We start from the raw sequence: 12,985 nt of genomic DNA, 5'->3' as shown, positions 1-12,985 counted from the left end.
GGCTTTCACCCGTTCACCCGTGTTGCGGCTTCTCCGGGTCGGTGGTGTCCGATGCGGCCGGGGCCTGGCCGGAGGTGTCGGGGGAGGCGGGGGCACCGGGGCCGGCGGCCCGCGCCCTGGCGATGGCGTCGCGCCGGGCCCGTACGTACTTCAGGCCCAGCAGCCCGCAGGCACCGCCGGCCAGGCAGGTCCAGATGAACCAGGTGTGCCCGTGGTCGGAGTACCAGCCGTAGAAGGGCAGCTGCACGAAGAAGAGCACGAACCAGACGATCACGCCCACCGTGATCGTCGCGACGTCGTTGGCCTCCAGGGGCTCGGGGGCCTCGCGCAGAGGGGTCCGCTCCTTGCTCATGGGGTCATCGTATGCGGCCCGGCAGGGGGCGGGGACGGGCGGGGTCGGCCCGAGTCCATGGGCTTCTACGCGCGGAGATAGCGTCCGGTTTCCTGTTTGTTCATACTGAAACGGTCACTCATTGACCGAAATCATTCGTACGATCGCCCAATCCGTGGCGATAAAAGCACCCTGAGGACCCGCATGTCCCCCACGGCCCCCGCTCCGGTCGACGCGCGCCCGCCCATCGGTACCCCGCCCGCCACCGGCCTGGACCGCTACTTCCGCATCTCCGAGCGTGGCTCCTCCATCCCCCGGGAGATCCGCGGCGGGCTGGCCACGTTCTTCGCGATGGCGTACATCATCGTGTTGAACCCGATCATCCTGGGCTCGGGCACCGACAAGTTCCACCACCACCTCCAGGGCGGGCAGCTCGTCACCGCCACCGCCGTGACCGCGGCCTTCACCACACTGCTGATGGGGGTGATCGGCAACGTGCCGGTCGCGCTCGCCGCCGGTCTCGGCGTCAACACGGTGGTCGCCCTCCAGCTCGCGCCCCGGATGAGCTGGGCCGACGCGATGGGCATGGTGGTCCTGGCCGGCCTGGCGATCATGCTGCTGGTGGCGACCGGCCTGCGGGAACGGGTGATGAGCGCGGTGCCGCTGGGCCTGCGCAAGGGCATCGCGATCGGCATCGGCCTGTTCATCCTGCTGATCGGGCTGGTCGACTCCGGCTTCGTCACCCGCATCCCGGACGCCGCCCACACCACGGTGCCGCTGCAGCTCGGCGGCAACGGCCACCTCACCGGCTGGCCGGTGCTGATCTTCGTGCTCGGCACCCTGCTGACGCTGTCGCTGATCATCCGCAAGGTCTCCGGCGCCATCCTGATCTCGATCGTCTCGATGACGGTGCTCGCGGTGGTGGTCGACCTGATCGCCGACGTGCCCGCCGCGAGCTGGGGACTGACCGTCCCCAAGTGGCCCGGCAACCCCGTGGCCACCCCCGACTTCGGCCTGGTCGGCAAGGTCAGCCTCTTCGGCGGCTTTCACCAGGTCGGCGTGCTCACCGGCATCCTGTTCGTCTTCACGGTGCTGCTGTCCTGCTTCTTCGACGCCATGGGCACCATCCTGGGCGTCAGCGACGAGGCCGGGCTGCTGGACAAGAAGGGCGACCTGCCCGGCATGAGCAAGGTGCTGATGATCGACGGCATCGCCACCGCCGCGGGCGGCGCGACCTCCTCCTCGGCGAACACCTGCTTCGTGGAGTCGACGGCCGGCGTCGGCGAGGGCGCCAGGACCGGTCTGGCCAGCGTCGTGACCGGCCTGATGTTCGTGTTCGCGCTCTTCCTGGCGCCACTCGCGGAGATGGTGCCCGCGCAGGCCGCCACCCCCGCGCTGGTCGCCGTCGGCTTCCTGATCCTGTCCGGCTCGATCCGGGAGATCGACTGGAGCGACTTCACCATCGCGGTGCCGGCGTTCCTGACGATGGTGCTGATGCCGTTCACCTACTCCATCACCAACGGCATCGGCATCGGCTTCATCACCTTCTGCCTGCTGCGCACCGTGGCCGGCCGCTGGCGCGAGGTGCCGATCGCGCTGTACGCGGTGGCCGCGGTCTTCACCTTCTACTACCTGATGCCCGCGCTCGGCCTGGTCTGAGGCCGGCCCTGGGAGCGGGCCCGCCGCGCCGCCGGGTCGCGGGCGGCGGGGCCCGGCCCGGCGGGCGGTTCCTGCCCGGGCCGGGCCGCGCCGGCGTAGAAGCGGTCGGTCTCCTCGACCGCCGTCTTGAAGCGTTCGTCGAAGTCGTCGCGAATGAGCGTCCGGACCACGTAGTCCTGGGCGCTCATTCCGCGTCGGGCGGCATGGTCATTGATCCGGTCCCACAGCTCTGCGTCTATCCGGAGGCTGAGCACTCTCGATGCCATGCGACCACCGTCGCCGCACAGCGCGGCCGCGCGTGTCGCTTTCGGCGCCAATCTCACCCGTACGGGTGAGTTGCGGGGGCTGAGGGGTTCGGGCCGTGAGTGACGGGCATCATTCGCCTGCAGGTGTACTTAGCCAAAGTAATGAGCTAGGCTAACGACCGTGACCGAACTGTCCGAGGACGACCGCGCCGCGGTGAGCGAAGTGCGGGGCGCGGTGATGCGGCTTTCGCGCCGGCTGCGCCACCAGCGTGTCGACGAGTCGCTGAGCCCCACCGAGATGTCGGTGCTGGCCACCCTGGCCCGCTGCGGCTCCGCCACCCCCGGGGAGCTGGCCCGCAAGGAACATGTGCAGCCGCCGTCGATGACCCGCATCGTGGCGATGCTGGAGGGCAAGGGGCTGGTCCGCCGGGAGCCGCATCCCGACGACCGGCGCCAGGTGGTGGTGAGCCGCACCTCGCAGGCCGAGGCGATGCTCGCCGAGAGCCGCGACAAGCGGAACGCCTGGCTCTCCGAGCTGGCCGAAGGACTCACCGACGAGGAGCTGGCGATCCTGCGCCAGGCCGCCCCCGTCCTGGAGAAGTTGGCACACCTGTGAACCGCAGGTCACCGCGCGACCCGCGCGTGACCGCCTGCGCGGCGTGCCCTCAGGGGCCCGCCGCGCTCGAATGACCCAAGGAAGGGCAGGCGAGTACCGATTGAGTTCGGCAGCCGGACCAGATACCGCAACCGAACCTGACCGTCCCGCCGCTAAGACGGGCACTTTCAGCTCCCTCAAGATCCGCAACTACCGGCTCTTCGCGACCGGCGCCGTGATATCCAACACCGGCACCTGGATGTCGCGGATCGCCCAGGACTGGCTGGTGCTGAGCATCACCGGTTCGTCCTTCGCGGTGGGCATCACCACCGCGCTGCAGTTCCTGCCGATGCTGCTGTTCGGCCTGTACGGCGGCGTCATCGCCGACCGCTACCCGAAGCGCAAGATCCTGCTGGCCACCCAGCTGGCCCTCGGCCTGCTCGGTCTGGTGCTCGCCACCCTCACCCTGTCCGGCGTCGTCCAGGTCTGGCACGTCTACGCCATCGCCTTCCTGCTCGGCATGGTCACCGTCGTCGACAACCCCACCCGGCAGACCTTCGTGGTGGAGATGGTCGGCCCCGACGTGGTCCGCAATGCCGTCTCCCTCAACGCCGCGAACTTCCAGGCCGCCCGCCTCGTCGGCCCCGCCGTCGCCGGTGTGCTGATCACCGCCGTGGGCAGCGGCTGGGCCTTCCTCATCAACGGCCTGTCCTTCCTCGCCCCGCTCACCGGCCTGCTGCTGATGCGCACCTCCGAGCTGCACAAGATCGAGCGCGCCCCCCGCGGCAAGGGCCAGCTCCGCGAGGGCCTGCGCTACGTGGCGGGCAAGCCGGAGCTGATCTGGCCGATCGTGCTGGTCGGCTTCATCGGCACCTTCGGCTTCAACTTCCCGATCTGGCTGTCCGCCTTCGCCAACAAGGTCTTCAACGCGGGCGCCGGCACCTACGGCCTGTTCAACACCCTGATGGCCGCCGGTTCCCTGATCGGCGCCCTGCTCGCCGCGCGCCGCACCCGCACCCGGCTGCGGATGCTGGTCGCCGCCGCCCTGCTCTTCGGCCTGCTGGAGATGGTGGCCTCGGTCGCCCCGGCCTTCTGGCTCTTCGCCATCCTCCTGGTGCCGATCGGCGTGTTCGGCCTCACCTTCAACACCACCGCGAACGCCACCGTCCAGCTCGCCACCGACCCGGTCATGCGCGGCCGGGTGATGAGCCTGTACATGATGGTCTTCGTGGGCGGCACCCCGATCGGCGGCCCGGTCATGGGCTGGGTCACCGACACCTTCGGCGCCCGGATCGGCTTCCTGTCCGGCGGCCTGGTCTCCGCCGCCGGAGCGGCCGGTGTCGGGCTGGTGCTCGCCCGGGCCGGTGGACTGAGGCTGCGGGTGAACCTGCGGGCCGGCCGCGACAAGAGCCGCCCGCTGATCGCCTTCGTGCCCCGGGAACCGCTCCCCGATGTGCCGGCCGAGGCCGGCACCGCGACGGCGGGTCCGGCGCCGGACCCGGCGGGCTCCGACCCGGCGGGTGCTGCTGGTGCCAGTGCTGGTGCCGGTGCCGAAGACGTCCCCGGGCAGAGCACCTCGCAGTCGGGCTCCTCGGAGCGAGGCGCCCCCGAACGAGGCGCCGGCGACCAGGGCACGCCCGGCACAGACCCGAGCCCGTCCGGCAACCGGCTGACCTCCGCGGCGTGAGGCTCTTCACGGCGGTCCTGCCGCCCGCCGCCGCGGTGGCCGAACTCACCGCCGCGCTCGCACCCCTGCGGCGCCTACCCGGCGCCCAGGACCTGCGGTGGACCGCCGCCGGAGGCTGGCACCTCACCCTCGCCTTCCTCGGTGAGGTGCCCGACGGCGTACGTCCCGAACTCGACGCACGTCTCGCCCGCGCCGCCCGCCGGCACGATCCGCTCACCCTGCGGCTCGCCGGCGGCGGCCACTTCGGCGCCAGCGCCCTGTGGATCGGTGCCGAGGGCGACCTGCCGGCCCTCTCCCGCCTCGCCGCGTCGGTCCAGGCCGCGGGCCGCCGCGCCGGGGTGCCCCACGACGCCGAGCGGCACGCCTTCCGCGCCCACCTGACCCTCGCCCGTGTCCCGCGCTCCACCACGGTGCCGCTGCGGCCCTTCGCGGACGCCCTGGCCGCCTTCCGCGGCTCGCCCTGGACCGTCGGCACCCTCGCCCTGGTCGCCAGCGCCCTTCCGAGCTCCGGCGTACCGGGCGAGCAGCCCCGCTACGACACCGTGGCCACCTGGCCGCTCGGCCGTACCCCGGGCCCGGGCGGCGGACCGGCTCCCACGGACGGCTAACCTCGAAGCGTGGACCCCAAGACCCGTACCCGTGTGATGACCGCCGCCTTCGTCCTGATGCTGGCGGTGGTGGTCGTGGCCGCCGCGGTCCACTGACCCCGGCGGCCCACGCACACTCCTAGGGCGCGTCCGCGAACTCCGCCCGCGCGCCCGCTTCCTTCGCTGCCAGGGCTACCAGGCGAAGGACTCCGGGGACGGCCCGGGGCCGGGGAAGATCTCGTCCAGGGACGTCAGGAACTCCTCCGACAGCTCCAACTCCACGGCCCGCAGCGCCGAGTCGAGCTGTGCCTGCACCCGCGGACCCACGATCGGCCCGGTCACGCCCGGCCGGGTCAGCAGCCATGCCAGGCCCACGTCGCCGGGGTCGACTCCGTGCTTGTCGCAGAGGTCCTCGTACGCCTGGATCTGGTCGCGCTGCTGCGGCGACTTCAGGGCGTCCGCGCTGCGGCCCGCGGTGGAGCGCGCCCCGCCGCCCTCGCGCTGCTTGCGCAGCGCCCCGCCGAGCAGACCGCCGTGCAGCGGCGACCACGGGATCACCCCGAGGCCGTAGTGCTGCGCGGAGGGGATGACCTCCATCTCGGCGTCCCGCACCGCCAGGTTGTACAGGCACTGCTCGCTGACCAGGCCGAGCGAGTTGCGCCTGGCCGCGGCTTCGTTGGCCCGGGCGATGTGCCAGCCGGCGAAGTTGCTGGAACCGGCGTAGAGGATCTTGCCCTGCTGCACCAGGACGTCGATCGCCTGCCAGATCTCCTCCCACGGCGTGTTCCGGTCCACGTGGTGGAACTGGTAGATGTCGATGTAGTCGGTGCCGAGCCGCTTGAGGCTGGCCTCCACCGCGCGGCGAATGTTCAGTGCGGAGAGCCGGTCGTAGTTGGGCCAGTCGGCGTCCTCGGCCGCCATGTTGCCGTAGACCTTGGTGGCCAGCACGACCTTCTCCCGGCGGCCGCCGCCCTGCGCGAACCAGCTGCCGATGATCTCCTCGGTGCGGCCCTTGTCCGCGCCCCAGCCGTAGACGTTGGCGGTGTCGAAGTAGTTGATCCCGGCGGCGAGAGCCGAGTCCATGATGGCGTGGCTGTCCGCCTCATCGGTCTGCGGACCGAAGTTCATCGTGCCGAGAACCAGGCGGCTGACCTTGAGGCCGGAACGTCCGAGCTGTGTGTACTCCATAGCCTCAAGCCAAGCTCTTGGAGTGCGCTCGAATCAAGAGGGGCACTCGGCCGCGGGACCGTCTGTGACCGGATGGCACGCTTGGCCCATGCGTACGTACCTGCCGGCGGCCGCCGCCGGTGCCGCCGTCGTCCTGAGCTGCGCCTGGGCCGCGCCCGCGAGCGCCGACAGCGGGCCGGCGGTGGCCTTTCGGATCAGCGACCCGCGGATCATCGAGTCCAGCGGCCTGGCCGCCAGCCGGCTGCACCCGGGGGTGTACTGGACGCACAACGACAGCGGCGACGGGCCCTACGTCTACGGCGTCGACGCGGCCACCGGGAAGACCGTCGCCACCCTCACCATGCGCGGGGTCCACGCCCGTGACGTGGAGGCGATCTCGCTGGGCCCCGACGGCGACCTGTATGTCGCGGACACCGGCGACAACCTCAACTCCTGGCCCGAGGTGCGGATCTACCGGTTCCCCGAACCGCGCGACCTGACCAGCCGGACCGTCGACGTCATCCGCTTCACCGTGCGGTACGAGGACGGCCCCCGCGATGCCGAGGCGCTGATGGTGCAGCCCACCACCGGCCGGGTCTACCTCGCCAGCAAGAGCCAGAAGGGCGGTCACCTGTACGAGGGCCCCGCCGCACTGAGCGCGGGCGGGGTGAACGTCTTCCACCGGATCGGCGATGTCCCCTGGGTGACCGACGGCGCCTTCTCCCCGGACGGCAGCCGCCTGGTGCTGCGCGGGTACCTCTGGTCCGCCGTCTACCGCTGGGCCGACGGCCGGCCGCACAAGATCGACTCCCTCACCGTGCCGATACAGCCGCAGGGCGAGTCCGTCACCTTCACCCGCGACGGACGCTCGCTGCTGTACGGCAGCGAGGGGAAGGACAGCAAGGTGTGGAAGGCGACGCTCGGTGGTGAGGAACTGCCCGACGACGTTACACAGTCCGCCGGCGCCACCGCGCGGACGGACGCCTCCCCGACCGCAACCGGCTCGCCCGGGGATGGCCCGTCGCCGCGGCCCACTGCCGGCACCGGCGCAAAGAAGGCCGAGAACTCCGGCGGGAGGACGGTCGGTTTCGTCGTGCTCGCCGTGATCGCCGCCGCCGGGTACGGCCTGCGCAGGCTGGGGCGCCTGCGCCGCAGGCAGGACTGACACTCCGTCATACCGCGTCGGCGTGCCGCCGGCGGGGCCGCCTGCCGTGCGGCGGCCCCGGGACGGATCAGCAGGTCACCGCAGCGGTCAGAGCTGCCCGATGACGTAGTCGACGCACGCGGTGAGCGCCTCGACGTCGGACGGTTCGACGGCCGGGAACATCGCGATCCGCAGCTGGTTGCGGCCCAGCTTGCGGTAGGGCTCGGTGTCCACGATGCCGTTGGCCCGCAATACCTTCGCCACCGCGGCGGCGTCGATGCCGTCCTCGAAGTCGATGGTGCCGACGACCTGGGAACGCTGCGCCGGATCGGTCACGAACGGCGTCGCGTACGACGCCTTCTCCGCCCAGCCGTACAGCCGCGAGGAGGAGTCGGCGGTGCGCTTGACCGCCCATTCCAGACCGCCCTGGCCGTTGATCCACTCGAGCTGCTCCTTGAGAAGGAACAGCGTGGACAGCGCGGGGGTGTTGTACGTCTGGTTCTTCAGCGAGTTGTCGATCGCGGTCGGCAGGTCGAAGAACGCGGGGATGTGCCGTCCCGACTCCCCGATCGACGCGGCGCGCTCCAGGGCGGCCGGCGAGAACACCGCCAGCCACAGGCCGCCGTCGGCCGCGAAGGACTTCTGCGGCGCGAAGTAGTACACGTCGGTCTCGGTGATGTCGACCGGCAGGCCGCCCGCACCGGAGGTGGCGTCCACCACGACGAGCGCGCCGTCGTCCGCGCCCGCGACCCGGCGGATCGGCGCCGCGACGCCCGTGGACGTCTCGTTGTGGGTCAGGGCGTACACATCGACGCCAGCCTCCGCCACCGGCTCCGGGTGGGTGCCCGGCTCGGACTTCACGACCGACGGGTCCGCCAGCCACGGCGCCTGGAGGGACGCCTTCGCGAACTTCGAGGAGAACTCGCCGAACGACAGGTGCTGCGACTTCGCGCTGATCAGCCCGTGAGTGGCGACGTCCCAGAAGGCGGTGGACCCGCCGTTGCCGAGCACCACTTCGTAGCCTTCAGGGAGTGAGAACAGCGCGCGCACGCCGTCCCGGACCTGCCCGACCAGGTTCTTCACCGGCGCTTGGCGGTGAGAGGTGCCCAGCAGGGACGTCCCGGTGGCGGCCAGCGCGTCGAGCGCCTGCGTCCGCACCTTGGAGGGGCCCGACCCGAACCGTCCGTCGGCGGGCTTGATGTCAGCGGGGATCTCAATATCGGCCACGCCCGCAGCGTAGTCCGTTACGGGCGGGTTGCCGCCGGCGTTCCATCCGATGAGACGGTGCGTCCCCCACCTGTGATAGCGGAGGGCGGGGGCGCCGCTACGCCCCGCCGGATCGCCGCGCACCCCAGGCGGGCCGCAGCGCGGCAAGCTGGACCCATGACGGTTGCCATGCCCCTCGGGGCCGAGCGGGCACTGCGCGCGGCGGTACGCGGCGAGGTCGCCTGCGACGCCGGTACACGCGCGCTGATGACCATGGACGCGTCCAACTACCGCCGGGTGCCGTTGGCGGTGGTCGCGCCCCGGGACGCCGACGACGTGGCCGCGGTACTGGCGGTGTGCCGCGAACACGGCCTGCCGGTGGTGCCGCGCGGCGGGGGCACCTCCATCGCCGGGCAGGCCACCGGCACCGGCGTCGTGCTGGACTTCACCCGCCACATGAACCGGGTCCTCGCGCTGGACCCCGACGCGGGCACCGCCCGCGTGCAGCCGGGTGTGGTGCTGGACGATCTGCGGGCCGCGGCCGGCCGGCACGGACTCACCTTCGGCCCCGACCCGTCCACCCACAGCCGCTGCACCCTGGGCGGCATGATCGGCAACAACGCCTGCGGCGCGCACTCGGTGGCCTGGGGCACCACCGCCGACAACGTGCGCGCACTGGACGTGCTCACCTACCGGAGCGAGCGGGTCCGGCTCGACGGCGCCCTCACCGCCGACGCGCCGCCCCGGCTGCGCGACGGCCTGCGGGTCCTGGCCGACGAGCACCTGGCGCTGCTGCGCACCGGATTCCCGCAACTGCCCCGCCGGATCTCCGGCTACGCCCTCGACCGGCTGCTGCCCGAGCACGGCCGCGACGCGGCCCGGGCCTTCACCGGGAGCGAGGGCACCCTCGGGGTACTCACCGAGGCGACGGTGCGGCTGGTCCGGGCCCCGGCCGCCCGTGTGCTCGCCGTCCTCGGCTACCCCGACGAGTCCGCCGCCGCGGACGCCGCGCATCTCCTGCTGCCGCACGGCCCGTTGACGGTGGAGGGGATGGCCGCAGACCTGGTCGGGGAGGCCGGCCGGACCCTGCCGCGCGGCGGGGCCTGGCTCTTCGTCGAGGTCGGCGGCGACGACCCGGACGACGCGCTGGCCCACGCGCGGGAATTGTGCGGCGCGGCCGAGGGCATGACCGGTCATGCCCTGGTGGCCGACCCGGTCCGGCAACGCTCCCTGTGGCGGATCAGGGAGGACGCCGCCGGCACCGCCACCCGGATGCCCGACGGCACCGAGGCGTGGCCGGGCTGGGAGGACTGCGCGGTTCCTCCGGCCCGACTGGGCGCGTACCTGCGGGACTTCCGCGCCCTGCTGGCCGAACACGGGCTGCGCGGCACGCCCTACGGCCACTTCGGCGACGGCTGCGTCCACGCGCGCATCGACTTCGACCTGGTGGACAAGGCCGGGGTCGCGCGCTTCCGTCGCTTCTCCGAGGCCGCCGCGGACCTGGTCGTCTCGCACGGCGGCTCGCTCTCCGGCGAACACGGCGACGGGCAGGCGCGCGCCGAGTTCCTGCCGAAGATGTACGGCCCGGAGTTGATCGCTCTCTTTGCAGATTTCAAGGACCTCTGGGACCCCGACGCCGGGATGAATCCGGGGATGCTCGTGCGTCCCGCGACAAGTGTCAGCAATCTGCGGTTCTCGGTGCTACCCCCTTCGAATGACCGGAGGGTCGCCATGGAATTCACGCGAACAGGTGATGGAGATGATTTTCCGGCCGCGGTCCGGCGCTGTGTCGGCGTCGGAAAATGCCGTACGGCGACGCTTCCGGAGGGCGGTTCCGACGTCATGTGCCCGTCATTCCGGGCGACCGGAGAGGAGCGCCACTCCACGCGCGGCCGGGCCCGGCTGCTGCACGAAATGCTCGCCGGCGAGCTGATCGAGGACGGCTGGCGCTCCACAGAAGTGCGCGATGCGCTCGATCTTTGCTTGTCCTGCAAGGGCTGTCGCAGTGACTGCCCGGTCGAAGTCGACATGGCCACGTACAAAGCGGAGTTCCTGCACCGCCACTACCGGGGGCGGTTGAGGCCGCGCTCGCACTACGCGATGGGCTGGCTTCCGGTGTGGTTGCGGTGGGCCGCGCCGCTCGCCGGGCCGCTCAATCTCCTTGGCGGGGCGCGGTCAACGAGCTGGCTCGCGAAGCGCCTCGCGGGAGTGGCCGCCGAGCGGAAAATGCCCGAACTCGCGTCCGAGACATTCACTCGATGGTGGCATAGGTCCGACACGGACGGGCTAACCGACGGGCCTCCCGACGGCCCCGCCGAGCTCCGCGGAGCGGCCGGGACCGTCCGGCCCGAGCCCTCCGCGGACATTCGGGTCCCGCCCGCGGGCCCCGCCGTCGTCCTGTGGCCGGACACGTTCACCGACCACCTCGCGCCCGAGGTCGGCCGGGCCGCGGTCCGCGTGCTGCGGGCCGCGGGGCTGCGGGTGCGGATTCCCGACGCGCCGGTCTGCTGCGGCCTGACCTGGGTGTCCACCGGCCAACTCACCCGCGCCAAGGCCGTCATGCGCCGCACCCTCGACCGGCTCGCACCGCTCCTCGACGCCGGTCTGTCGCTGGTCGTCCTCGAACCGAGCTGCGCCGCCACGCTCCGCGCCGACCTGCCCGAACTCCTCGGCGCCGAGGACCCACGCGCCCACCGCCTCGCCGCGTCCGTACGCACCTTCGCGGAGGCGCTGGAGGAGTACGCGCCGCACTGGGAGCCGCCGCGGCTGGATCGGGCCGCCACCGGCCAGACGCACTGCCACCAGCACGCCGTGCTCGGTGACGCGGCCGACCGCAGGCTGCGCGAGCGGGCCGGACTGACCGGCGCCATGGTCGGCGGCTGCTGCGGTCTGGCCGGCAACTTCGGCTTCGAGGAAGGCCACTACGAGGTCTCGGTGGCCTGCGCGGAGGAAGCGCTGCTGCCCGCGGTCCGGTCGGCCGGACCCGGCACCGCCGTCCTCGCGGACGGGTTCTCCTGCCGCACCCAGATCGCCCAACTCGCCGGCGTCGAGGCCCGCCACCTCGCGGAACTCCTCGCCGACGCGCTGCCTCCAGAGACCCGTCCCTAGCGCCCGACCGACCCCGACCCCGACCCCACGGTGTCCCCAGGGGGCGCGGGTGACTGCGTTCCGGAGACGGGCGGGGCCCGAACTTGCCGGGTCCCGCCCGCCCCCCGGCAGGTCAGTGAGCCACGTCGGGGAAGCCCTCGATGTCCTTGACGCTGCGGGTGCCGGGCCCGATGTAGCGGGCCGAGGGCCGCACCAGCCGGCCGGTGCGCTTCTGCTCCAGGATGTGGGCCGACCAACCGGCCGTGCGGGCGCAGGTGAACATCGAGGTGAACATGTGCGCGGGAACCTCCGCGAAGTCCAGCATGATCGCGGCCCAGAACTCGACGTTCGTGGCCAGCACCCGGTCCGGCCGCCTGGCGTGCAGCTCGGCGAGTGCCGCCTTCTCGAGGGCTTCGGCGACCTCGTAGCGCGGCGCGCCCAACTCGCGGGCGGTGCGCCGCAGCACCCGGGCCCGCGGGTCCTCCGCGCGGTAGACGCGGTGGCCGAAGCCCATCAGCCGCTCGCCCCGGTCCAGCGCGGCCTTCACGTAGCCCTCCGCGTCGCCGGTGCGCTCGATCTCCTCGATCATGCCGAGCACGCGAGACGGCGCCCCGCCGTGCAGCGGCCCGGACATGGCGCCCACCGCACCGGACAGCGCGGCGGCCACGTCGGCGCCGGTCGAGGCGATCACCCGGGCGGTGAACGTCGAGGCGTTCATGCCGTGCTCGGCCGCCGACGTCCAGTACGCGTCCACCGCCGCGACGTGCTTGGGGTCCGGCTCGCCGCGCCAGCGGATCATGAACCGCTCGGTGATCGACTGCGCCTTGTCGATCTCCCGCTGCGGCACCATCGGCAGCCCCTGGCCGCGGGCGGACTGGGCGACGTACGACAGCGCCATCACCGCCGCGCGGGCGAGGTTGTCCCTGGCCGCCTCCGCGTCGATGTCGAGCAGGGGTTTGAGGCCCCACACGGGCGCCAGCATGGCCAGCGCGGACTGCACGTCGACCCGGATGTCACCGGAGTGCACCGGGATCGGGAACGGCTCGGCGGGCGGCAGGCCGGGGTTGAAGCGGCCGTCCACCAGCAGGCCCCACACGTTCCCGAACGAGACGTGGCCGACCAGTTCCTCGATGTCGACCCCGCGGTAGCGCAGCGAGCCGCCTTCCTTGTCCGGTTCTGCGATCTCCGTCTCGAACGCGACGACTCCTTCGAGTCCCGGTACGAAGTCGGACATGGGGCGGCTCCTTCACGATCACGGCTCTGTGCTTGTCTCCCCG

Annotated in this window: 10 protein-coding genes and 1 pseudogene; 6 read left to right on the top strand and 5 right to left on the bottom strand. The window is 72.2% G+C overall.

The features are described from left to right. Positions 1-13 precede the first annotated feature (13 nt). Complete coding sequence (locus OG370_RS17055) at positions 14-352, bottom strand: DUF2530 domain-containing protein (RefSeq protein WP_328465139.1); 339 nt, start codon at positions 350-352, stop codon at positions 14-16. A 183-nt stretch (positions 353-535) separates the two neighbouring features. On the opposite strand from OG370_RS17055, the gene OG370_RS17050 reads away from it, so the two are divergent. Further along, positions 536-1,990 (top strand): NCS2 family permease, encoded by a 1,455-nt coding sequence (locus OG370_RS17050; protein WP_328465137.1) that lies wholly within the window; start codon positions 536-538, stop codon positions 1,988-1,990. On the opposite strand, the gene OG370_RS17045 is transcribed toward OG370_RS17050, so the two are convergent. Then, positions 1,960-2,256, bottom strand: a complete 297-nt coding sequence (locus tag OG370_RS17045; protein ID WP_328465135.1) for a hypothetical protein — start codon at positions 2,254-2,256, stop codon at positions 1,960-1,962. The two genes, OG370_RS17050 and OG370_RS17045, sit on opposite strands and share 31 nt — an antisense overlap. Positions 2,257-2,473: 217 nt before the next feature. On the opposite strand from OG370_RS17045, the gene OG370_RS17040 reads away from it, so the two are divergent. From OG370_RS17040 to thpR, 3 genes and pseudogenes are all read left to right on the top strand, one after another. Next, the gene (locus tag OG370_RS17040) at positions 2,474-2,851 is read left to right on the top strand and encodes a MarR family winged helix-turn-helix transcriptional regulator (RefSeq protein WP_328474191.1); all 378 of its coding nucleotides are present in this window, start codon (positions 2,474-2,476) and stop codon (positions 2,849-2,851) included. 70 nt (positions 2,852-2,921) lie between these two features. Next, positions 2,922-4,274: pseudogene (locus tag OG370_RS17035) on the top strand (MFS transporter); the annotation flags it as partial. Between the two features lie 239 nt (positions 4,275-4,513). Further along, on the top strand, positions 4,514-5,125 hold the full coding sequence (gene thpR, locus OG370_RS17030) for an RNA 2',3'-cyclic phosphodiesterase (RefSeq protein WP_328465133.1): 612 nt from the start codon (positions 4,514-4,516) through the stop codon (positions 5,123-5,125). Positions 5,126-5,296: 171 nt separating this feature from the next. On the opposite strand, the gene OG370_RS17025 is transcribed toward thpR, so the two are convergent. Continuing rightward, positions 5,297-6,292 (bottom strand): aldo/keto reductase, encoded by a 996-nt coding sequence (locus OG370_RS17025; RefSeq protein WP_328465131.1) that lies wholly within the window; start codon positions 6,290-6,292, stop codon positions 5,297-5,299. Between the two features lie 88 nt (positions 6,293-6,380). Between OG370_RS17025 and OG370_RS17020 the strand changes: the two genes are divergently transcribed. Continuing rightward, positions 6,381-7,436 (top strand): hypothetical protein, encoded by a 1,056-nt coding sequence (locus OG370_RS17020; RefSeq protein WP_328465129.1) that lies wholly within the window; start codon positions 6,381-6,383, stop codon positions 7,434-7,436. A gap of 87 nt (positions 7,437-7,523) precedes the next feature. Here the strand turns inward: OG370_RS17020 and serC are convergent, their stop codons facing one another. Further along, positions 7,524-8,642: a phosphoserine transaminase gene (serC, locus tag OG370_RS17015; RefSeq protein ID WP_328465127.1), complete on the bottom strand. Its 1,119-nt coding sequence runs from the start codon at positions 8,640-8,642 to the stop codon at positions 7,524-7,526. Positions 8,643-8,798: 156 nt separating this feature from the next. Here serC and OG370_RS17010 point away from each other — a divergent pair, with 156 nt between their 5' ends. Beyond that, the gene (locus OG370_RS17010) at positions 8,799-11,729 is read left to right on the top strand and encodes an FAD-binding and (Fe-S)-binding domain-containing protein (protein ID WP_328465125.1); all 2,931 of its coding nucleotides are present in this window, start codon (positions 8,799-8,801) and stop codon (positions 11,727-11,729) included. A 112-nt stretch (positions 11,730-11,841) separates the two neighbouring features. Here the strand turns inward: OG370_RS17010 and OG370_RS17005 are convergent, their stop codons facing one another. After that, positions 11,842-12,942: a citrate synthase 2 gene (locus OG370_RS17005; protein WP_328465123.1), complete on the bottom strand. Its 1,101-nt coding sequence runs from the start codon at positions 12,940-12,942 to the stop codon at positions 11,842-11,844. Positions 12,943-12,985: the final 43 nt, after the last annotated feature.

This window comes from Streptomyces sp. NBC_00448 (assembly GCF_036014115.1).
GTDB lineage: Bacteria > Actinomycetota > Actinomycetes > Streptomycetales > Streptomycetaceae > Actinacidiphila.
This window is presented reverse-complemented; position numbering and strand designations above follow the sequence as displayed.